Raw genomic sequence first — 23,298 nt, forward strand, 5'->3', positions numbered from 1 at the left:
CTCTTGTTTACATGGTAATATATGCAAAGATAATACATTTACTCAACACATGCTCATACAGATACTATATTATCAATCTGTTTTATCACACGACAAGGATTTCCCACTGCCACACAATTCGCAGGAATAGAACGGGTAACCACACTCCCCGCCCCGATAACGCTGTTCCTCCCGATGGTGACACCAGGCAAAATGACAACCCCTCCACCAATCCATACTCCATCCTCTATTCGTACAGGTAAGGCATACGTACGGCAGATTTCTTGTTCTTCCGGACAGTCCTGCACCATACGTTCATCTACTTTGGTAGAATGGGTTGCCGTATATATCTGTACATTAGAGGCTATTAAGACGTTGCTACCTATGTCAATACGATTGTTGTCCACAAAGGTACAATTCATGTTGACAATTACCTTGTCGCCCATAAAAATATGCTTGCCACATTCACAATGGAAGTCAATATCCACATGCACATTCTTGCCTACATGTCCCAACATCTCACACAACAACTCCCTCCTGCGCTTGCTATCGGCATAATCTGTGGCATTGAATTGTGCCAGGAGACGTTTTGTACGCAAAATCATCTCCACTATTTTCGGATCCCTGCTTCCTATAAAAGGTTCGCCAGCCATGCACTTTTCATATTCTGTTTTCATACGCATCCTGTTTTTGCGGACAAAAATACAAAACTCTAATGTATAGGAATTTATCCTATGTTAAAAAATACCCCTTTGCCCTGATACGACTCAATGATTGTTGTGTAATGCCAAGGAAAGAAGCGATATGTCCCAAAGTCACTCTATGAAAAAGGGCCGGACACTCACTCATTAATTTTTCATAACGCTCATACGCAGACAAGTTGAGGCGAGATATATGAATATCTTGTAAGCGAAGAAAATTTTCCTGTTGTAACACCCTCATCCAATTTGCAATATCTATATCTGACTTATACAACTCATTAAGCGTTTCAATGGAAATAGAATAGACCAGTGTTTCTTCCAATGTTTCCACGTATTCAAAGCCTGCTTTGTTCCTATATAAATCCCACGAGCCACAAGCTACATCACCTTCCATAGAGAACCATGTCGTTACTTCTTTTCCATCGTGCAAGGTGTACGAGCGTGTCATTCCCTTCTCTATGAAGTGGACTTGCCTATCAAATTGTCCTGCACGGATAATAAGTGTTTTGACAGGAAACACTTGCTTTTCAAAACCATGTGCCAATGTCGCCAATGCTTCATCTGAAACCGGATAATAAACTCTTATTGTTCTGACAATATTCTCCATACTAAAATATCCCTTTTTACAAAGGTATAAAACAAGGAAGAGTTTGCGAAACTTGCGTAACATATTTGTCATATATAGATTGCAAAATCTAGTATTTCTAAAGAAAATAAAGGATGAATGGCTATTTTTTATGTTATAAAACACATTTCTCGCAAACATTTCGTATCTTTGCAACGTTATAAGATAAAAGAAAAGATGTAAAAACCCGCTTTCCGAAACGCGGAGAGCACAAAAAGATGAGAATTATGAAAAAGAATGCAAATGAAATTTTTATGTTACAGTACCAAATCAAACGCTATCAGGCAATGGGTAATGGAACAATGTGTCAAACACTGAACGGTAAACTACAAAAGCTGCTTGCAAAGCAGTCACTCGTAACCATGTAAAAAAACACCTTTAAATACAATGAATAAAGGGCAGGGAACTTTTCAGTTCTCTGCCCTTTTTCTTTTTTATCCATCTATACTAATGGTTAGCACCAACAACAAACTCACTTTGCATCCTTATCTCCCTACCGTCAACCGAAATTCCTTGTAGGGTAATTATATATATTCCGTTCATATCCGAAGTATAAAAGTTGAGTGTACCCATAGCGGAAGTTATCTCCGGATTCCAATAAAGTGTATGCCGAAAATCCGGTAAGCGAGAACCGGCTTGTTTCTCTGAATTGTATGATGGAGCAACAAATGCGATTCTCTTTTGTGGAAACTCATAAGAAAACATCTGTGAATTCTTATCCAAACGTATATCAGGCAATGTTCCCCGATGGGTTATAAACGAAACAATTCCATCATACAACTCCCCGCCAAAAGTATATTTGCCAGTATAACGATGTATATAGTGTATCAAACGGGCATCATAGTTCAGAATGGTTTCATGGTCATCAAACGGAATCCCGTCTAACAACACCAGTGTTTTCATATTACTGAATCTCCTTATATCCGGTTGCAGTATCCGGATGACATCTTTACCTTCCAGCTGACTGATACGTATTCCCTTGACAAATTCCACAAAAACATCCCTCACAGTCCTGAAACGAACATACTCATCCAGATTATAAGTGGAAGCGGGAACAAAATCATAAAGTTGTTGCAATATACTCTTGCTATACGAAGAATCTACCGGCAAAAGAGAATGTAATTGCGCGCTGAAACCACGCTCTATCAAGTCTTCTTTCCGAAATGACACACAGACTTTAGGAAGTTTTTCCGCCAACACCCCGACAAAAGGAGAAATAAGCTCCAATCGGCAGGGACTTTCCTCCTCCGGTAATGCAGTTAATACAATCTCCTGCATATCCGTTATTCCGGTCGTATAAAAAGCATAAATAGCGTCAGCCTTAGGCTGTCCGCCAAAGACACGAATATCCTTGCCCACACATGCCAGACGTGCATTTACATTGTCAGCAGGCGCTCCCATCAGCCTGCCGGTTACAATATGCCCTTCACACTCTGCAGCAAATGACCGTTCCGGAACACTTGTATAGTTCTTCTGCCCGTCGGCTGATATTGGAAACCCCTTTAGCACATAGTCTTTTCGTACTACGGACAAAGTAAGCTCCTTGACATCAGCAGGCAGATTGGGTAATGTCAAGGCTACTTTACTCCGGTTCCCATAGACCGATTTATCTGTCCATAAGTCCGCTCCGGAAAGCTGATTGCCGGAAGCTTGTGAAACGGTAATGGAATCCGTGAAAAGTTCCACATTATCCTCCTCTGTTGTCTGAACAGTATTAAGCAAGGCTATATACTTCTTTGGGAAACAAGCCATAGGATAGTTCCTCATATAACGCGTATATGCCGTCAGTTGGTAAGCTCCGGTATGCATGACTTGCGGAAGTCTGATACGTCCCCATCCATTCCCGTTCTGCAAGTCGATTTTACCTTGTGCGTATACCAGCTTCGTGTCACTTATCTCTACATAAGCTACTTTGCTTAATACGCTTCCACGAGACAAGGAATCCGTCACACAAACTTTTATCCACAAATCTTCTCCAGCCACATAGCAGTCCTTGTCTGTATAAATACGCATATTCTCAACAATTTGAGCGTGTAATCCCAATACAAGAACCCAACCTATAATACAAAATATCACTCTCTTCATATCATTTCAATATTAATTCATTTCATCCGGCCAGAAGGAAGGCTTTTCCAAGCTGGCACCTAAATAGCGTACGTCTGTACAACCTCCGGAAACCCATGCATAACCTACCATCAATGGATAAGCAATAGCATATCCCATCACATATAAATCCATGTACGAATCTGCCCAACCTCTAAATTCTTGGCAATAACCGTCAGGAAACCTATAATATATATCATCGGCAGAAATGAAAATACGATATTTTGCCACATTCATGCTAACTCCCACATAACCAACTACATTTTTGCCTGAATTGTTGCAAATAATATTCGTAGGAAGTTCTGAAGGCTGAGGAATAAACAATCCACCCATTTCTTCATTGATTTTTATTTTCTCCTGATAATATTCGTACTCGCCCCTCGAAATCTTACGCTGTTTCACCAAAGTGCTATAATGATGAAAGACACGGTTATTATCTGCCTTTATAGAATAGAGCCACTTATCCTTCAATTGAGTATCCTTATTTGTTCCTATATTACCTACTATGATTTTAGCCGACTTATCATGACACCATCCCCGTGCATATGATGTAGCATCAAAATCAACCACCTCATCAGTGGTAGGGTCATAACGGAACTTGGGATTATATACTGCCCTCACTTCCCAATCTTCCTCGTAACTCCAGAAATAACATCCGCCATCTTCACTCCGCATAGAAAAGCGGATAGAGATGTCACCGTATTTTTCCGGTTGCTCGTAGGTAACGTCATTTATTGTTTCTGTCTCCAATGGATATTGAGGCTCCGAAGTATAAATATCCCCTTCATACACAATTTTCAGACTATAGCTGGCATCTTTATTCAAAGAGCCAATTACAACTTGGTATTTTCCATCTCCCAAAGAAGTGCCATTAAAACAAGAACCATCACTTCCTACTACACTGACTTCTGCATCTATCTTGTTATAATCCTGAGGAATTCCTTCTACATTCAAAGGAAAGGAACAGCTCAAGGAAAAAACGACTGTACTATCTGATATGATGTTACCTTCAACTATAAGCACCCTCGTACTACTCTCCGGCAAGTGCGCATTGAATTTATCCACACAACTGCCAATAGTGAGCCACAACAAGCATATCCATGTTACTATATATTTTGCATTATTCATCGCTTTTTCTTATTAAAACAGATTGATTTCAACTGGCCAGAAGGAAGGCTTTTCCAAGCTGGCACCTAAATAGCGTACGTCTGTACAACCTCCAGAAACCCATGCATAACCTTTGAATCCCGTACGTGGGTCCGGGTCCGGATATGCAATGGTATACCCCATCAAGTATAAATCTAAAAATGTATACTCTTCTTTCAGCCCTTTCGCTCCCTGACAATACCCCTCAGGAAGCCTATATTGTATATTATCTGTAGAAATGAAAATGCGATATTCCGCCACATTCAAACTGACACCAACATATCCAATGGCCTGTTTATTTGAGCTTTCACATCTAATGTTCGACGGCAATTCCGAAGGCTGGGGAACAAACAACCCGCCCATCTCCTCATTAAGCTTTATTTTCTCCTGATAATATTCATATTCACCCTTCGAAATCTTACGTTGTTTCACTATAGTACTGTAATAGCAAGAAAAACGAATATCGTCTGCTTCAATGGAATAGAGACACTTATCCTTTACACGATTATCCTTGTTTATTTCCATATTACCTATTATTATCTCGGACGATTCACTATGACACCATCCGCGTGAGTATGGTCTAGCATCATAATCAACGATCTTATCTGTTTCGGGGTCATAAGCACACATAGGATTGTATACGGCCCTCACCTCCCAATCTTCTTCATAACTCCAAGAATAACATGCAGCATCTTTGCTTTGCATAGAGAAACGGATACTGACATCACCATACTCCCCTTGCTGTTCGTAGGTGACATCGTCTATGCTTTCCGTTCCTATCGGATATTGAGGTTCGGAAGTATAGATATCTCCCTCATAGACAATCTTCAAGCTATAGCGGACATCCCTATGCAATGTTCCGACAGCAACCCGGTACTTTCCATTACCCAACGCAACACCCCTAAAACTGGAGCCATCCTCACCGGTTACACAAACTTCAGCATCCACCTTATTGAAATCAGGAGGAACCCCTTCCACATCCAAGGAAAAGGAACGGCTCAAAGAAAACACGACAGCACTATCCGATATTATACTACCTTCAACTATGAGAAGGCCGATACTACTTTCCGGCAAGTGGGCATTGAACTTATCCACACAATTACTAAGGAACAACCATAACGGACATATACATATCACCCAATATACTTTATTCTTCATACCCTTTCAGAATTTAATATTATAAGTAACAAAAGGAATGGGAGCACCGAATATGGACATCTTGTATCCTTGAATCCTACCCTCCTCGGACACAAAATAGACAGAGTACACATTCTTCCTTCCGGTCAGGTTATAGATACCGAAAGAAAGGGAACTGTGGGTCAACAATGTCAGGTGGTGACTGGGTTCAATATTGAACGACAAATCCATACGGAAATAGTCGGGAACACGATAACTGTTACGGTCGGTATAGTAAACCTGCATTTTCTTCAAACCCTGGTCGTAGTATTGCCCGGCAGGAATTGTGGTGGGACGGCCCGTACTGTAATCCATATTGAAAGACATGCTGTAACGGCGGGTAAACTTGTAATTGCCTACAAGCTTGAAGTCATGCGGCTTGTCATACTCGGTCGGATACCATTCTCCACCATTGATGGGACGGGCTATGCGCGGATCATTCTGACGCAAGAAAGTGCGCGAATAAGTATAGCTCATCCACCCGTTCAGTTTTCCAGCCGGTTTTTTCACCTGGAATTCCACGCCGTAAGCATATCCCTCCGTATTGATGACATCCGTCTCCAGATGGTGGTTCATCAGGATTTGGGCGGAACTGCGATAATCCAGATAATCAATCAGCTTTTTGTAATATCCTTCTACAGATAATTCCAGAAGTTGCCCCGGCGTATTATAGTAGGCGCCTGCCGCCACCTGCCAGCCACGTTGAGGCTTGATATTGGGGTCGCTCAGCTTCCAGGTATCTGTAGGAGACATAACGGCAGTATTCGATACCTTATGGATATACTGCCTCATCGTATTGAAACCGGCCTTTACGGAAAAATCATCTGTAAAGGCATAACGTGCCGACACTCTGAATTCCGGTCCGTGATAGGTCTTGATGACCTTTCCATTCCCCGCCGTGATAGAATCCGCCACCGAAGACATGGAGGGCAGTATACCTTCCTGATATGTATAGTAAGTGCGCGGTCCCAAAGCATTGAGCATGGAATAGCGTATACCCGCATTGATGGAGAGCCTGGAAGTTATATCCCATTCATCCCCTATATAAACGGCACTTTCCAGTGCTTTATCCTTTTGCAGTTCATCATATCTTACCAGCGAATTAGGCCCCACCGGCTCGTAGGTCCCGGAATTCACATTATACAGCTGGCTCATCAAACCGAAGTTCACCGCATGGCTATTGCCGGCTTGATAAAGAAAGTCCGCTTTTCCAAACCATTGGTTAATGGCAAAAGACAGCCGTGCGGCAGACGCTTCCTCCACCGTTTCATCATTTCGGTAATCGTAGTGGTCATAACCGAAAGAGAAGTTTCCGGTCAGCTTTTCTGCAAAGACGGTCCTCCAGTTTGCCGAGAAATTCATATTGTTGTAGGCATACTTCTCATTGTCATTAAAGGCAAAACGGTCGTGACTATAATAGCCATAGACATTCAGCTTGTTGCGCTCGTTCACCGTATGCGAGAAGACAGTCCCCAAATCATAGAAACCGGCTTTCCCATCACGATACCCGCTTTTGTTGGGCAATGTCTTCATTATCCAGTCCGAATAGGTCGTACGTCCACTCAGCAGAAGGGAAGTCTTTTCCTTAATGATGGGAATCTCGAGATTCAACTTACTGGTCACAAGCCCGATACCTGCAGAACCGGTAAACTTTTCCTTGTTCGCCTCCTTGCTGGTGATGTTCAGTACGGAAGCGATACGCCCGCCATACTGGCTGGGGATACTGCTCTTATAAAGTTCCGCATCCTTTATCATGTCCGAATTAAAAGCCGTGAAAAAACCGAAAAGATGATTGGGGTTATAAATCGTTCCGTTATTGAAAAGAAGCAGGTTCTGGTCAGCGGCACTCCCACGCACATTGTAACCGCTTGATGCCTCCCCCACTGTCTTGATGCCGGGAAGTGTCTGTATCATCTTCAGCACATCCACCTCACCCATAGCCGTAGGAATGTTTTTCAGCAGGGCAGGCTGCAGCTTCTCCATTCCCAACTGCACACTTTTCACGTTCTGTATACGCCCCGAAACAATAAGCACCTCATCCAGCATATGGTCTTCCTCTTCCAACTCGATATGGACAATGCCTTCACCATAAAGCATAAATTGCCGATGGGTCACTTTGATATTCATCCCACTGATTTCAAGAATATTATAGCCTGCAGGCAGGTCAATGGTAAATTCCCCCTGACGGTTGGTCGTCGTAGCTACCCACGGCTCTCGATGAATGATGTTGATACCATCCAGATTCTGGCCGGTCTTAAAGTCAGAAACTCTTCCGGTCAAAGTTATCATATCTCCGGGGGCAGGCTTGTACTTGTTTCCTATCTCATAGACCTTGTTTTCTGAAGAAGACTTCACAATAGGAATGTATGAAGGCAATAGTTCCTCATCCGTCTCCAACTTTTCCCCCATCAATACCGGTGGCAGCGAGGTGGCCAGAAAAACCTCCGGCAAGACAAATATTCTGTCACCATAAACCGTCACCTTATAGATAGTAGCTGCCAAAGCCTCTCTCAAGTACTCGGCAGTGGGGTTCTTCACCTCTGCCCGCTTCACTTTAAAAGGAACCGTTATCGTTGTATAAATACGGCAAGACGTGCCCTTTTCTACTGCATCCATCAATTCGAATATGGAAATGCTGTCCATAGCCATCTGTTGCTGTGCAAACATGCCGAAAGGCGACAATAGGAGGAAAAAGGCTACTGTATATTTAAGATTATGTGCTTTCATATTATTTTCCATGAATTAAGGAATCAATATATTCCGTTAACCGAGTCATTGCCCGGACACCGCCATCTTCCTTGAAGTCCAGCCGCTCTTTCCGGCAATAAGCCTTCAACTGCTTCTTGTATGTAGGAAAAAGTTTCAAGAAACCCGAACGGGAAGTTATCACATAATCGGTTCCGCCACTGCGAAGACTGAAATAGCTCTTTTTCTTGAACCGGCTGTAATAAAGATCGTTTTTCTTCACCTGAGACTCCATTGTGGATACGATATACTGTGTCAGGCACATTTGCGGACTATCATATAGCAACGCAGCGAAACAGTCACCCTGCGGTACAAACTTCTGTCCTTCTATGACAAAATAATCCACTTTCCGCATATCTACCTGCAAGGTTATCCGTTTCTCCGGAGTAACCACAATCAGACTCTTTTTATAGGTATCATAACGGAGCTGCAAATCCGAGTAAAGCCATCTGCCATAACAGACAGCCCCCTCGCGAAATTCATCCGTATTCCAATAGGGATGGTTAAGATACTTCTGCTGGTTATAATTTTCCTCTGCCTTACCGGAGTAAAGAGCAGCATAATCTCCTGCCGCTTTTCTGAATTCATCAAAAACGGCTTGTTGTGCACAAACCAAAGATGGAAAACATAGGACGCATAGTAGCGTGTAAAGGTGTGTTTTTCGCATATATGTGAAGTGTTATAGGTGAGGATAATCACAAATATAACATTTCACTTTTAAAAATAAAATTATTATTATATATAATTCAAATAAAAACAAAAAATAGAGCCATAATCGGATGCTAAACACAAAGCTAAACATTTAGCATGCAAGCAGAAGCACATTACAATAAGATTAAAGCACCATTCATCCTCCACCATCAATTATACTTACATATATTTATAAAAAAACGATACAGCACAATCGCTCAAGCCGCAACAATATCCTTCCCGAAAGGAGTCAATGCCAGCCCTGCCAGCTTAAAGTGTTGGATACCGAAAGGAATGCCTATAATGGTGATGCACAGCAATAACCCGAATCCCAAGTGCGAAAGGCAAATCCAAATGCCGCCCAAGAATATCCAAAGAATATTCATCAGCACATAGAGGCAACCGTTGGAACGTTCCCCGCTACGAACCTCTTTGCCGAAAGGCCACAAGGCAAGGCTTGCCATTTTCAAGGTCTGCATACCGAAAGGGATGCCAATAATGGTGAACATCATCAATAAACTTGCAATAAGATACTCCACAGCAGTGATGATACCTCCAAACATCAACCACAAAATATTCATAAAACAGCCCATAGCTTTCCTTTTTTTAATACTGAACACAAATATAGCATTATTTATTTGAATGGTCCGTCTCCCAGTCACTAAATTCAAAACTCAGTTGTTCCCAGACTCCCTTCTCCTCCTCTTCACGGGGATTGGAAACGGAAAGTCCAATCAAACGGATAGGATGATGTTCATAATCCACTTCCTGCAGCAACTGCTTTGCCAAAGGCAGAATCACGTCAAGGGCACCCAGCTCCTTTGTTTGGGTCATACTGCGGGTAATCTGGCTAAAATCATGAAACTTGATTTTCAGCGTCAGCGTATTCCCGCGGAAATTGGTGTGCTCCAGTCGCCCCACCAGCTCCACTGCCGCATGGTACAGCTCTATAATGACGGATGAACGCTTGCTGATGTCCTTCTCCAACGTATGTTCGCAACCCACAGACTTGCGGATGCGGACAGCCTCTACCGGACGGGTATCGATGCCACGGGCAAAATCATAATAGACTGTCCCCACTTTGCCAAATTCGCGGGTCAGCATCTCCAAAGACTGCATACGCAGCTGTTCCCCGTTGTGAATCCCCAAAGTGTGCATCTTCTTCGCCGTTACCGGTCCCACTCCCCAGAAACTTTCAATGGGCAGCCGGGCAACAAAGTCCAGCGCCTGGGCAGGATGTATGGTGCAAAGCCCGTCCGGCTTGCGGTAGTCCGAGGCTATCTTGGCAAGAAACTTATTATAGGATATGCCGGCAGAAGCCACCAGATTCAACCTCTCCCGCACCTTCCGCTTTATCTCCTTCGCGATGTCTACAGCCAATGGAATGCCCGGTTTATTCTCCGTCACATCCAAAAAAGCCTCGTCCAGCGAAATGGGCTCGATGACATCCGTATATTCATGAAAGATTTCGTGTATCTGGCGGGAAACGGATTTGTAGACTTCCATCCGTCCCGGGATAAAGATAAGTTGGGGGCACAGCCGCTTTGCCTTCAGTGACGACATGGCAGAACGCACCCCGAAACGCCGTGCCTCGTAACTGGCTGCCGCCACCACTCCCCGTTCCTCCGCATGGCCCACGGCAATGGGCTTGCCCCGCAATGCAGGATTATCACGCTGTTCTACGGAGGCGTAGAATGCGTCCATATCGATGTGTATAATTTTTCGTCCGGTCATTCTTCTTTCAACTCCCCGATACAAAGATACACTAATTTTTCTTCATCCGAAGTATCCGCCGATAGACATAAATGAAGGCTGGTATTAAAAAGGCATCTGCAAAAATCCATGCAGTAGGGTCACCAAAACACACGGCCAGATAGCCGAAAGCCGGAACAGCCAGCAGGCTGACCAGTATCCGGGCAATCATCTCCGAGACACCGGAAAGCATGGCAAGATTGGTATATCCCACCCCCTGGATAGTGTATCGCAGGATGCAGAGCAGTCCCAGAACCGGGAAAAAGGAAACGGAAATGTGCAGGAACAACTCCGTATTCTTTAAAATCTCCAACTCAGAGGCATCTACAAAGAGCAGGGCAAAAGTCCTGGCACCGAACATCAGTACACAGAAAGTGAACGCCCAATAAACAATCATCATCAGGGTGCTTGCCTTGACTCCCATCCAGATACGTTCCGGCTTGCCCGCACCGTAGTTTTGCCCGCTATAGGTGGCCATTGCCATGCCCAGACTCTCGAAAGGACACATGAAAAACATCTTGATACGCATGGCTGCCGTGAATGCAGCCACACAAGCCGTACCCAAAGCATTATTGGCGCTTTGCAGCATAATGCTGCCAATGGCAGTAATGGAAAATTGCAGTCCCATGGGTACGCCGATGTACATCAGTATGCGTGCCAAAGCACCGTCGAATTTCCGCTCGGCTGGCGTTGTCTTCAGAATGTCGAAACGACGCATCATATAGATGTAGCACAATATGGCCGAGACGCCTTGTGAAAATACGGTAGCGATGGCAGCTCCTGCCACTCCCCAACCCAGTACCAGAATGCAGAACAAATCGAGCAGGATATTCAGTACCGTAGAGAGAAGTAGAAACCAAAACGGCGTCTTGCTGTCACCCAATGCACGGATAATACTGGACAGCAGATTATAGAAGAAAGTAAAGGGAACCCCGATAAACGTGACAAGCAGGTAATAATAGGCTCCCGTGAATATGTTCTCCGGCGTACTCATCATGTGCAGAATATCTGCACAGTAAATGCTGGTAACCACGGCAATGACAACAGACATCACCGCAGCCAGCTGCAGGCTGACAGCCACATAACGGCGCATCGTGACATAATCCCGCGCACCGAACTTTTGCGCCACGGGAATGCCGAAACCTCCGCAACAGCCATTGCAGAATCCCAGAATAAGAAAAACGACCGAAGTGCTTGCCCCGACTGAAGCCAAGGCGTTGATACCCAGAAAGCGCCCCACGATAGCTGCATCTACCAATGAATAGGTCTGTTGCAGCAGATTGCCGAGCAGTAAAGGCAAAGTAAAGTTGAAAATCAACGGAAGAGCCCGTCCTTCCGTCATTTCTCTGGATGTTGCCATAAATCTAATACCTCCGAAATTGGGTGCAAAAATACGAAAAGATAGCGTTTACAGACTTGACGAAGGTCAAATTTAATAGGGAAGCTTAAGGAGAAGGAAGGCGAAGGACAAATCGTTCCATCATGGGGAAAATATTATTCCACCACTAGGAAAAAATCGTTCCACCATGGTGGAACGATTTTTCCTCCACGATGGAACGATTAAATCTATGCAGATTCGGAGCTTAGTATTTACACTCGCGAATTATCTCTATCAGCTGCCGGAAATCTTCGGGATGAACATCTCCGATATTGCCGATACGGAAAGTGTCGGCTTGCGAAATCTTTCCCGGATAGATGACAAATCCACGTTCTTTCAGTTGTGTGTAGAAAGTTTTGAAGTTGAAATCGGCATAAGGATAGAGGAAAGAAGTAATAACGGGCGATTGAATCTCGTCCGGCAGCAACGTTTGGAAACCGAGGGAACGCATGCCGTCCACCAGCACGCGGTGGTTCTCGCAATATCTGTTGTGACGGGCCTCCACACCGCCCTCCTCTGCCAGTTCGTCCATGGCTTGCTTGAAGGCGCGGACCACGTGTGTGGGAGAAGTAAAACGCCATTTGCCATGTCCTTTCTCCATGGCTTCCCATTGGTCGTAAATGTTGAGAGAGAGTGACTTGGAGACGCCCTTGCAGTGCAACAGCTCGGAACGGCGGGCGATGATGAAGCCAAACCCCGGAACGCCCTGGATGCACTTGTTGGCACTGCTGATGAGGAAGTCTATGCCCAGTTCGTGTACATCGAGGGGAACACCGCCGAAGCTGCTCATGGCGTCTACAATCAGTTTCTTGCCGTGCATCTTGACGAGGTGGGCTATCTCCTTGAGGGGATTGAACACGCCGGTAGTGGTTTCGCAATGCACCACGGCAACGTGGGTGATTTCGGCATTGTGCGAAAGATAGTCGTCGACGTAGCTGACGGAGACTTGCTCTGTTTCGTCAAAAGCAAGCATGTCGTACGAGATGCCGTGATACTCGGCGATGTTGCCCATGCGGTCGCCGTAGGCGCCGTTGCTCAGTATGAGAAGTTTGTCGCCAGGCTTGATGACGCTACCGATGACGGCTTCCACACAGTACGTGCCGCTACCTTGCAGGAGGATGGAAGTATAGTCGCCGGTATGCTGGGTGGCGAGGGAGACGAGGGACTTGCGGATTTCTTCCACAATGTGGAGGTTGTAGGCTTCGTCCCAAGTACACCAGTCGGTCAGCATGGCTTCCTTGACGGTTTGTGAGGTGGTAAGGGGGCTGGGGGTAAGGAGAATGTAGGGTTTCATATGCATTGAGTTTTTAAGTTTATACGTTTATAAGGGTTACAGAATCTCAAGTTTACGGTTTATCTCGGCGATGACTGCGGGGAGCTCGGCAATGGTATCGACCACATAGTGGGCACCGGCGGCAAGCATGCGGCGGCGGACATCGGCCTTACGGGCTTCGAGCTCATCGGCAGGCAAGGAGGAGACTTCCTCTTGTGTCAGTCCCAGTTCGTTACTGCCGAGGACTACGCCGACGGTCCATGCTTTGGCATTGATACCCTCCTTGATGTCGGCGATGGTGTCGCCATACTTCAACACACAATCTACGGAGGGGATGGCGAAGTCTGCCATATTCTTATATATCATGTAGGGAGCAGGACGGCCTGCAGGCAACCCGTCGGGAGTGACGCAATTATCTACCGCATAGCCTTTGGCTGTGGCGGCAGGCAGCACAACATCCATCATAGAGCGGGTATAGCCGGTGGTGGAGCCAATGCGGATACCTTGCGCACGCAGTGCGGAAATCGTTTCCACCACACCGGGAATAGGGTCGGTATAATCTTCGAGCGAGGCAAACAACACCCGTTGGAATTCGGCATAACGTGCCTGCACGTCTTCCTCACCGGCGGGACGGCCGAATTTCCGTTCAAATTCCGCACGGACACGCTCTATATTGAACAGTGCACGGATTTCTTCTACTTTGGTCAGCCCCATGTGCGCACGTGTTTCGGCAGCAGTGACGGGAACGCCGATGGCCCGAAAGCTCTCGACAAAGGCGGCGACGGGAGCAAAACAACCGTAATCGACGGCAGTTCCTGCCCAGTCCATAATGATACATTCAATTCTTTTCATACGATATATTATTATTATTCAGTCTCAAGAAGCAAGGAATTGCCCGGCCGGGACCAACGGCGCAAACGGAAAAGGGAAGAGTCCAACGGTCCCGAAGCATTCTCCTTGCGATAGCGCTGCACCAGGTAGACAGCCGAGCATAGGAAAGCCACGCTGCACACAATGCCGACATAGCCCGACATCAGGTTATAGAAATCCAGCCAGTTGATGTCCGGATTGAAGAATTCTTTGAATACCAATACCACCACCGTACCGGTATACCCGATAAAATCGAGTGTGACGATAAAGAACCCCACATTCCCCTTGATGCGGAAGCAGGCGATGAAACGCTCGAAGAACAACGTCTGGAAGCTGAGGTAAACAGTATAGAGCGACAAACTCTGGAGGAACAGCCACGTCATGGGTGGCAGTTGCAACCCATCGTAATTGAAGGCCACGAATCCCAAGGTCGCTGTGCCGCACGTCACAAGCACCAGCAGCAGGCACAGCACCTTTATATTACTCCTCACCGCGGACATCAGCCCGAAAAGCAACAAGATAATCAGTGTCACCACCGCATCTACCTTGGCAAATGCCCACGACGACAGCCCCGCCGCCTCCACATCCAGAATCTTCACCAGGAAGTCCTCCTTGATGTCCTGCAAGACGGTGATGAACAAGTTTGCCGCAAACAGCATCAGCAATACCGGCATGAAGCTCTTGAAGAGGTCCGCACGCGCCCTGCCGTCCAGCGTCACCCGTTCCGAGCGCAGTGCCCGGTCTGCCGCGGTAGGTTGCGGCATTCTCGTCATCAGCCAGCCCAGCAACGACAGCAGCGGGAAGGCAAAGGCACCGATAAAGGCAGGCATCCAGAACTCACTGATGTGGAGATGCTCCATCACAAACAGCCCGACGGACTTTGCCGTGCCCGAACTGATGGCAATGCTCAGCCCCATTAGGCTCGCCAGCAGGTCCGTCACCCGCCGCCCCTCGAGGAAACTGAAAATCACTCCCCACATGCATCCCAACGAAAGCCCGTTGAAGAACAGCGCAAAGACATTCAGCGGCCGGGGCAACGCTCCGAACAGCACCAGCGAAAGCTCGGCCACCGCCACCGAGAGGATGATGAACTTCAGACGGTTCTCCTTCTTCAGTTCCGAAATTACCTTGATGCCAATCAGCTTGGAAATAAAATAGCCGGAAATCTGCACGATGCTGGTTGCCGTCTTGTAATCCATCCCGAAGAAGTCGAGCCCGTCGAAGCCCGCAGCCGTAAACGGCTTGCGCAGCGCATAGACCAGTGAATAGGAGAGCAAAGCCGCTCCACCCGCCCAAAGGATGAATAAGGCATCAGCCAGTCTCTTGCTCTGTATTATCTGTTTTTTCTCACCGTTGAACATAGTGTGTCGTTTAAGTTGGTTCTTGATTTCGGCGGCAAAGATAGAGGCGGGTGCTGACAGCAAAAATGAATTTCCATTATTAATAAACTTCATGAGATGCTCCACTCGGCGCAGGAAGTGTACAATTACAGCGGCATCTACATCAGTTACAGCCTCTCTTCCTCCTCCAATGCCTTAAAGGTAGAGCCTTACCTGATAACCCCTGCCGACAGCAACGACCACGTCAAAGTGGTGCACATGAGCGCCTACAACACCACCCACTTCGGCACTGCTGTCTTCAACAACCACCAGAATGCCTATATCTTCTTCAACGAACGCGAGGCGCCCCAACTGGCCTTGTTCACCATCTACCTGCAACTGCCCATGTACGACTTTCCCCACCTGCTCAAAGGGCTCTACCTCTGTCTGGACTACAACCGCAACCCCATAGCCCGCCGCATCCTCTTCATCAAACACTCGGACAGCACCTCCATGGACGACTTCCTGGAACTGAAAGGCCAGCTCATCCCCCAAGACCAGCTGACCGACGAGCAACGCCCCTACTACAACTACACCTGCCAGCCGGGCGACTTCATCAAAACCTGCTCCGTCCCCTCTCCCCTGCTGAACGAGAAAGACCTGGAACGGGAGAAGCGGATGCTGGAAATCTAAGACAGCCCGGACAGTCCGGGAATTTTCACTTTGCAACCAAGTTGCATCTCCTTTCCGCTACCTTTGCTGCAGAAAATAGAAAATAGGAGGAAACAATATGAGTTGCAAATGCTGCTGCACACACGGACATACAGCGATACAAGAAAAAAGAAACAGTCTGCTGAAAGATTATTGGAGAATCATCCTCTCCGCCCTATTGCTCTTCGGAGGGCTCATCCTGAATGCTACTGACACCACCTTCTTCAAGGGAGAGTATGTACCTTTTATATGGTACTTGCTTGCCTATCTCCCCGTAGGCCTCCCGGTGATGAGGGAAGCCTGGGAAAGCATCCTGCAAAAGGACGTGTTCAGCGAATTCACCCTTATGTCCATCGCCACCCTCGGCGCCTTCTATATAGGCGAATATCCCGAAGGCGTTGCCGTCATGCTCTTCTACTCCTTGGGAGAGCTCTTTCAGGACAAAGCCGTAGACAAAGCCAAGCGTAACATCAGCGCCCTGCTCGACGTACGTCCCGAAACGGCAACGGTCATCAGAAACGGCAGTACACTTGTCGAAGCTCCCCAACGTGTGCAGGTAGGCGAAACCATCGAAGTAAAAGCCGGAGAGCGCGTCCCCCTGGACGGAACGATGCTGGACGAAGTTGCCGCCTTCAACACCTCCGCACTGACGGGAGAAAGTGTTCCCCGCAACATCCGCCAGGGCGGGGAAGTGCTTGCCGGAATGATTGCGACCGACAAAGTCGTACGCATCCAAGTCACCAAACCCTTCGAGAAAAGTGCTCTTTCCCGTATATTGGAACTGGTGCAGAATGCCTCCGAGCGCAAAGCGCCGGCAGAACTTTTCATCCGTAAGTTTGCCCGTATCTATACGCCCACCGTCACCGGACTGGCGGCATTGATTGTACTGCTCCCCTTCCTCTATTCGCTGGCAGATGCACAATTCTCGTTCATCTTCAATGACTGGCTATACAGGGCATTGGTCTTTCTGGTTATCTCCTGCCCGTGCGCCCTCGTCGTAAGCATTCCGTTAGGCTACTTCGGAGGCATCGGCGCCGCCTCCCGCCTGGGTGTCCTCTTCAAAGGTAGCAACTACCTCGATGCCATCACCCAAGTCGACACGGTGGTATTCGACAAGACGGGTACGCTGACCAAAGGCACCTTCGATGTACAATCCTGCCAGGCACAACCGGGAGTTACGGAAGAGAAGTTGATACAGCTTGCCGCCTCGGCAGAGCGAAACAGTACGCACCCCATAGCCAAAGCCATCGTAAGCTATGCCAAACAAAGAGATATAGAGCTGATTGCCACAACGGACGTTACGGAGATTGCCGGCCACGGACTGCAAGCCACTATGGATGGAACGCGTGTCCTGGTGGGCAACACCCGCCTGCTGACTAAGTTCGGGATAGAATATCCCGATGAATTGTCATCAATTGTCGATACGATTGTGGCCTGCGCCATCGGAACAAAATATGCCGGTTATCTGTTGCTATCAGACACATTAAAGGAAGATGCCGTCAACGCCGTCAAAGAATTAAAAGCTTTAAATATCAATAATATTCAGATATTATCGGGAGACAAACAAGCCATTGTTACTAACTTTGCAGAAAAGCTAGGCATCACCCAGGCATACGGAGACCTGCTGCCGGACGGAAAGGTGAAGCACATCGAGGCACTCCGCAGCAACCCTGCCAACCGAATAGCCTTTGTGGGCGACGGCATCAATGATGCCCCGGTTCTTGCCCTTAGCCATGTGGGCATCGCCATGGGCGGACTTGGCAGCGATGCCGCCATCGAAACCGCCGATGTAGTGATACAGACAGACCAGCCTTCGAGAGTGGCCACCGCCATTCATGCGGGCAGGCAAACCCGCCGGATTGTCTGGCAGAACATCTCGCTGGCTTTCGGAGTGAAGCTGCTTGTCCTCATCCTCGGTGCCGGTGGAATCGCCACACTTTGGGAAGCTGTCTTTGCCGACGTAGGCGTCGCCCTCATTGCGATAGTGAACGCCATACGCATACAGAAACTTATTAAATAGAAAAAATGGAAGAAAAGAAATATTTGGACCTATTGGCCAAAAGGGACATACAGCCCACTGCCATCCGCATCCTGGTATTGCGCACCATGATGCAGGCAGGCCGTTCCGTCTCATTGCTCGACCTTGAAACCATGCTGGATACGGTGGACAAATCCACCATCTTCCGTACCCTTACCCTATTCCTCTCCCATCATCTGATACACAGTATAGATGACGGGACGGGTTCCTTCAAGTATGCCGTGTGCAGCGACAGTTGCTCTTGCGACGTAAGCGACCTGCACACCCATTTCCATTGCGAGAAATGCAACAAAACCTTCTGCTTCACCAACATTCCCACTCCGGTGGTGAAGCTGCCTCAAGGATTTACACTGAACAGCATCAACTATGTACTGAAAGGCATTTGTCCGGACTGTGCAGCAGAAGTCAACCGGGAGGCTTAGTTAAAAAATAAAAATCCATGCAGTCATTCATGTTCTTCTCTATCCTTAAGAAATAACATTGAGACAAACACATGGATACAAAAGCTCTTGTCACTTTATGCCAGAAGGGAAACGGGCAGGCCTTGAGCCTGCTCTACGAAAACTATTCAGAGAAAATGCTGAAAGTATGCCTACGCTATATTCCCGACCCAACGATAGCCCAAGATCTTCTTCACGACGGTTTTGTCATCATATTCACTTCCATTCATTCGCTGCGCAACCCGGAGAAACTGGAATACTGGATGAAAAAGATTATGAGAAACCTGGCACTGCAATACCTCAACCATGCCAATGCCAACCCCACCATCCCATTGACAGATATTCCGGAAGAGGAAGAGCCTGCTGAAAATCCTTTTTGTCCGGATTTCATTTCGTACGATAAGATGCTGGATATAGTGGAGAGCCTTCCGGAGGGCTACTGCAAGGTATTTAAACTGGCAGTACTGGAAGGATTGTCCCACAAAGAAATCGGAGATTTACTGGGTATAGCGCCACACTCCTCTTCCTCCCAATTGTTCCGGGCGAAAATTTTACTTAAAAAGATGCTGGCAGGATACCGTGTATTCATTGTTTTGACAGTATTGCTTCTCTTTCCAACGCTATATGACTATCTGTACAGAGAGAAAAAGAGTATCAGGGAAAACCGTTTGTCCAAAGTTTCTTCCAGGCAAGCCGGGAGTACGCAACAAACAAAGAAAGCCGATACTCCCCGAACCGACGAACAATGCTATACCAAAGAAAATCTGAACAAAAGGGAACGAATCATCCCTCCCGTTCCAGTTTCCACAGAATGGCCCCTTGCCATACCCACAATGAAAGATAGTATCCACAAATATCCCATACCTTCTCCATTCACCGGACAGACCATCACCAACCGACAGATGGCTTTCGTCTTCTCCCCTTCCCTGATGCCGCCAACCCGCAAGAAGAAATCCGGAAAATGGAAGTTGATGCTGGCAGGTTCACTCGGACCGCAACTGGCACAGAACTTATATAAGCTGATTGCCACTCCACATACCGACGGCATTTCAAGTGACTTCCCTCAACAAGTCAGCACGTGGGAAGAGTATTATTCTTATCTGCACACCCGCTATCAGCAGGGTACTCTGGGAAAAGATTCCATCGGACTCATGCAGATTGCCCAGAATAACAGCGGCAGGATTGTTGAGAACCAGCAACATCATGCCCCCATCGTCGTGGGACTCTCTCTCAGCAAGAAATTGAATGAGCGTTGGAGTCTGGAAACCGGATTGCAATATACGCTTCTCAGGTCGGAGTTCACTACCGGCGAAGCATTCCGCATTCAAGACAACCAGAAGTTGCATTATATCGGCATTCCTCTCCGGCTTTCCTACCGTTTCTGGCATTACAAACGTTTCTCCAGTTATGCCACGGCAGGCATGCAGGTGGATATCCCCATAAAAGGGACACTCCAAAGCTTCCATGTCACGGACAGTATTCCACACAAGCTCGACAGCCAGCCGGTAAGTGCTCCCTGGCAGTGGTCGGTCAACACAAGTATAGGCATACAATATCGCCTCACACCCCAGGCAGGCATCTATCTGGAGCCGACTGTAAACTATTATATCCCCGACGGCAGCCAACTGCGCACCATCCGAAAGGAACATCCGTTCACATTCACCCTCCCGGTAGGCCTCCGCATTTCCTGGTAAAAAAACGATGTGCCACGCAGTCTTTTACCCGACTGATTATCTATTTATATGGATAATCAAACTCAAGAAGGAACAAAGAACATGCAGAAACGACATACCGACCGGGAAAGCTACTTTGGTGAACAGTCACAGACCAGCAAGAACTATTATATCCCCTACATAAAGGAAGTCATCGGACACATCCCCGATAAAGTGCTGGAAGTGGGCTGTGGAGAGGGAGGCAATCTGCTCCCCTTTGCCGAAGCCGGTTGCCGGGTGATGGGCGTAGACATTGATGCCACGCGAATAGAACAAGCCAGAACCTTCTTCGCCCAAAGGCATCAGCAGGGACAGTTCATTGCCACCGACATTTTCCAGCTTAAGGACAAGGCTACGAATTTTCCCCTAATTCTTCTACACGATGTGATAGAGCATATCAGAGACAAAGAACGGTTCCTCTCCGGCCTACAAAAACATTTGTCTGCCGACGGAGCTATATTTGTAGGATTTCCCGCCTGGCAAATGCCATTCGGAGGCCACCAGCAGATAGCACACAGCCACATTGTTTCACATTTCCCTTTTCTCCACCTCCTTCCCCGCACTTTATACAGATGGATATTAAGACTATGCGGTGAGCAGGAACGCGTAATCACGGAGCTACTGGATATAAAGAGCACCGGATGCACCATCGAACTGTTCAATCGCATCGCCCGGCAAGCCAACTATCAAATCATTGACCGGAGACTGTACCTTATAAACCCACATTATAAAATCAAATTCGGCTTGTCCCCACGAAGGCTCAACGGAGTTATTGCTGCTATCCCGTACATAAGAAACTTCTTTTGTACAAGTTGCTTTTACATATTAAAGAAAGGGACTAAAACTGTTAATCACTACTGATTTCCCAGCTTTAGAATTGATTCCGAACCATCAATTTAAGATTATATATTCAGAAGAAACCATTAAATTTCTGAATAGCCCTGATGAAAGAGGGGGTGTAGAAACCCTCATAAACTAAAAAATCACCCTCGCTGCAGATGGTTGTAGCGAAGGTGATTTCAATAAAAGGGGAACTTGCACTTCCTCCCTTTTAATGTTTTTACATCGTTACTTGGTTCATTACAGCCTCGTCAGGTGTCGTTCCTATTTCATCGGCAAATAATATGTGGGTGATAGACCCTCTCGGGGTCGGAGTTTCGATTTTAATTCTTTGACCTTGGTACATCTCCGGAATATCCACCAGCTTACATCTATGGGCTTCGTTATTGCCAAAACTGACATAATAATCTTCCCCTATTACCAGCTTTACAGGTTTACGTTGAGAGAAATGAGTCGGACAAACAGAGCTATCCACTTTTATATCTATCACAAAACCAAGAGCGGATGTTACCTTAGATAGTATATCAATGCTCACATTATAAGCCCCTTTCTCTATCTTGGCTATATTAACACGATTAACGCCACAAAGATTAGCCAATTCCTCTTGGGTCATATTTCTCTTCTTGCGAAGAATGGCTAACCGGTTACCAATCCGTTCACGTTCTTTCAAAATCTTCTCTGTACATTTTCCTTCGTGAATTTTCATAAATCTGTTGCAGAATTTAAAGTGTTGCCCCCACTTCTAATAGTTATTGGTTTTTGAACAGACAAAAGTAGATATTAATTTTGAATTGTAGCACATTTACTACAACTGTTTTCTAAATGAATATAAAAGGTAGGGGGAGTAGAAGAAAAGAAAAAGCCCCTGAATTACTGGAATTCAAGGACTTACAAACTTCTTTTTACTATTTCCGTGGAGCTGGAGGGAATCGAACCCTCGTCCAAACGAGGAAATCATAAGCTTTCTACATGCTTATCTTTGCCTAAATTTTCGTGCAGCGGCAGAACCAAAGCCATCAACCGTTGCCTTATCCTCTAAATTTTCACCCGCGCCACGAGGCTGACACGAACTATCCCCGATTTGACTGCACCACTTTATCGGAATGCTTCGGAGCAACAGCTTCCGAGTGATGTCACGTCCCAGCACCTGGTGCCGGGATTAAGCTTCAATCTACTATACTTCGATTAAGCAGCGAGAGCGTAACGAGTTTCGCCAGATAAAATTTTGAGGACTGAGATTAAAGTGCAAATCAACGACGCACTGCATGCTTACTTACCATTTCTGCCCGCTGTCAAATCCAGTCAACCCCATGACTTTGTAACGGTCTGAAATTTAAAAGATTGCGTAACTCATTGCTAAGTAGGGAGGGTGAAAAAGGGATAAATGCTACTTTATTTTTCATCCTCTACCGCTTTCTTTGGCCCAAAGATACATATTCTTTTATTAGCAATCACCATATATTTACAAATATTAGCTAATACTGACTTTTCGTGATAAAAACAATAATCTTCCATACATAGAATATGTGCACCCCATTGTCATCAATGTTCAAACAGCTACCAAAGCCAGTATCCGTTGACGGAATTACCCCCTGCAAGAGGGAATATCTATCTTCTGTAATGGATATTTGCACAAAAGAGATGGGAAGTTAACGGAAAAAGTCTCTGAAGTTAACTGAAAAACCGGAAAGAATTAAGGAAGCAATCTATCCCAAACTTTGGTTTTTCCATACCCAACCTTGGGATGTCTAAACCAAGGTTGGGTTTAGACATCCCAAGGTTGAAAAGAAAGTTCTTCCG

19 protein-coding genes, 1 other RNA gene and 1 pseudogene are annotated in these 23,298 nt (G+C 46.5%); 6 read left to right on the forward strand and 15 right to left on the reverse strand.

Annotated elements, in window-relative coordinates; genetic code table 11:
• Window positions 1–53 precede the first annotated feature (53 nt).
• Both NQ510_RS17690 and NQ510_RS17695 read right to left on the reverse strand, forming a co-directional pair.
• A complete protein-coding gene (locus NQ510_RS17690; RefSeq protein WP_005832814.1) occupies window positions 54–656 on the reverse strand; it encodes a sugar O-acetyltransferase in 603 nt (200 codons plus the stop codon).
• Between the two features lie 55 nt (window positions 657–711).
• Window positions 712–1,287 carry a Crp/Fnr family transcriptional regulator gene (locus tag NQ510_RS17695; RefSeq protein WP_008665297.1) on the reverse strand — a complete coding sequence of 192 codons (576 nt, stop codon included), beginning with the start codon at window positions 1,285–1,287 and terminating at the stop codon, window positions 712–714.
• A 245-nt stretch (window positions 1,288–1,532) separates the two neighbouring features.
• Between NQ510_RS17695 and NQ510_RS17700 the strand changes: the two genes are divergently transcribed.
• Window positions 1,533–1,673 (forward strand): hypothetical protein, encoded by a 141-nt coding sequence (locus NQ510_RS17700; RefSeq protein ID WP_005832819.1) that lies wholly within the window; start codon window positions 1,533–1,535, stop codon window positions 1,671–1,673.
• A 79-nt stretch (window positions 1,674–1,752) separates the two neighbouring features.
• Here NQ510_RS17700 and NQ510_RS17705 read toward each other — a convergent pair whose 3' ends face one another.
• From NQ510_RS17705 to NQ510_RS17755, 11 genes are all read right to left on the reverse strand, one after another.
• Complete coding sequence (locus NQ510_RS17705; protein ID WP_227212788.1) at window positions 1,753–3,318, reverse strand: hypothetical protein; 1,566 nt, start codon at window positions 3,316–3,318, stop codon at window positions 1,753–1,755.
• A gap of 84 nt (window positions 3,319–3,402) precedes the next feature.
• The gene (locus NQ510_RS17710; protein ID WP_005831875.1) at window positions 3,403–4,536 is read right to left on the reverse strand and encodes a DUF4249 domain-containing protein; all 1,134 of its coding nucleotides are present in this window, start codon (window positions 4,534–4,536) and stop codon (window positions 3,403–3,405) included.
• 12 nt (window positions 4,537–4,548) lie between these two features.
• The gene (locus tag NQ510_RS17715; RefSeq protein ID WP_005831878.1) at window positions 4,549–5,712 is read right to left on the reverse strand and encodes a DUF4249 domain-containing protein; all 1,164 of its coding nucleotides are present in this window, start codon (window positions 5,710–5,712) and stop codon (window positions 4,549–4,551) included.
• Between the two features lie 6 nt (window positions 5,713–5,718).
• Window positions 5,719–8,457, reverse strand: a complete 2,739-nt coding sequence (locus NQ510_RS17720; protein ID WP_008665291.1) for a TonB-dependent receptor — start codon at window positions 8,455–8,457, stop codon at window positions 5,719–5,721.
• Window position 8,458: 1 nt separating this feature from the next.
• A complete protein-coding gene (locus NQ510_RS17725; protein ID WP_005832827.1) occupies window positions 8,459–9,142 on the reverse strand; it encodes a hypothetical protein in 684 nt (227 codons plus the stop codon).
• Window positions 9,143–9,383: 241 nt separating this feature from the next.
• Window positions 9,384–9,758, reverse strand: a complete 375-nt coding sequence (locus NQ510_RS17730) for a YccF domain-containing protein (RefSeq protein ID WP_005832831.1) — start codon at window positions 9,756–9,758, stop codon at window positions 9,384–9,386.
• 37 nt (window positions 9,759–9,795) lie between these two features.
• The gene (dinB, locus tag NQ510_RS17735; RefSeq protein ID WP_005831892.1) at window positions 9,796–10,899 is read right to left on the reverse strand and encodes a DNA polymerase IV; all 1,104 of its coding nucleotides are present in this window, start codon (window positions 10,897–10,899) and stop codon (window positions 9,796–9,798) included.
• A gap of 31 nt (window positions 10,900–10,930) precedes the next feature.
• Window positions 10,931–12,277, reverse strand: coding sequence for an MATE family efflux transporter (locus NQ510_RS17740; RefSeq protein WP_005831894.1), 1,347 nt, complete (start codon window positions 12,275–12,277; stop codon window positions 10,931–10,933).
• A gap of 223 nt (window positions 12,278–12,500) precedes the next feature.
• Entirely contained in the window at window positions 12,501–13,589 is a 1,089-nt protein-coding gene (locus NQ510_RS17745; RefSeq protein WP_034526107.1) for a 2-aminoethylphosphonate--pyruvate transaminase, read from the reverse strand.
• A 36-nt stretch (window positions 13,590–13,625) separates the two neighbouring features.
• Window positions 13,626–14,420 carry a phosphonoacetaldehyde hydrolase gene (phnX, locus tag NQ510_RS17750; RefSeq protein WP_005831899.1) on the reverse strand — a complete coding sequence of 265 codons (795 nt, stop codon included), beginning with the start codon at window positions 14,418–14,420 and terminating at the stop codon, window positions 13,626–13,628.
• 14 nt (window positions 14,421–14,434) lie between these two features.
• The gene (locus tag NQ510_RS17755; protein WP_005831901.1) at window positions 14,435–15,892 is read right to left on the reverse strand and encodes a DUF5690 family protein; all 1,458 of its coding nucleotides are present in this window, start codon (window positions 15,890–15,892) and stop codon (window positions 14,435–14,437) included.
• Between NQ510_RS17755 and NQ510_RS17760 the strand changes: the two are divergent.
• The 5 genes and pseudogenes from NQ510_RS17760 to NQ510_RS17780 form a co-directional block, all read left to right on the forward strand.
• Window positions 15,893–16,450, forward strand: a pseudogene (locus tag NQ510_RS17760) (hypothetical protein); the annotation flags it as partial.
• Window positions 16,451–16,547: 97 nt separating this feature from the next.
• A complete protein-coding gene (locus NQ510_RS17765; protein ID WP_005831907.1) occupies window positions 16,548–18,488 on the forward strand; it encodes a heavy metal translocating P-type ATPase in 1,941 nt (646 codons plus the stop codon).
• A gap of 5 nt (window positions 18,489–18,493) precedes the next feature.
• Window positions 18,494–18,928 carry a Fur family transcriptional regulator gene (locus tag NQ510_RS17770; RefSeq protein ID WP_005831909.1) on the forward strand — a complete coding sequence of 145 codons (435 nt, stop codon included), beginning with the start codon at window positions 18,494–18,496 and terminating at the stop codon, window positions 18,926–18,928.
• 71 nt (window positions 18,929–18,999) lie between these two features.
• Window positions 19,000–20,640 (forward strand): sigma-70 family RNA polymerase sigma factor, encoded by a 1,641-nt coding sequence (locus NQ510_RS17775; protein ID WP_005831913.1) that lies wholly within the window; start codon window positions 19,000–19,002, stop codon window positions 20,638–20,640.
• Between the two features lie 81 nt (window positions 20,641–20,721).
• Window positions 20,722–21,519 carry a class I SAM-dependent methyltransferase gene (locus NQ510_RS17780; RefSeq protein WP_034526109.1) on the forward strand — a complete coding sequence of 266 codons (798 nt, stop codon included), beginning with the start codon at window positions 20,722–20,724 and terminating at the stop codon, window positions 21,517–21,519.
• Between the two features lie 199 nt (window positions 21,520–21,718).
• Here NQ510_RS17780 and NQ510_RS17785 read toward each other — a convergent pair whose 3' ends face one another.
• Together NQ510_RS17785 and ssrA are read right to left on the reverse strand one after the other, a co-directional pair.
• Entirely contained in the window at window positions 21,719–22,204 is a 486-nt protein-coding gene (locus NQ510_RS17785; RefSeq protein WP_005831917.1) for a helix-turn-helix domain-containing protein, read from the reverse strand.
• A gap of 205 nt (window positions 22,205–22,409) precedes the next feature.
• Window positions 22,410–22,808: a transfer-messenger RNA gene (gene ssrA / locus NQ510_RS17790) on the reverse strand.
• Window positions 22,809–23,298: the final 490 nt, after the last annotated feature.

It is taken from the genome of Bacteroides uniformis, assembly GCF_025147485.1.
Classification (GTDB): Bacteria; Bacteroidota; Bacteroidia; order Bacteroidales; family Bacteroidaceae; genus Bacteroides; species Bacteroides uniformis.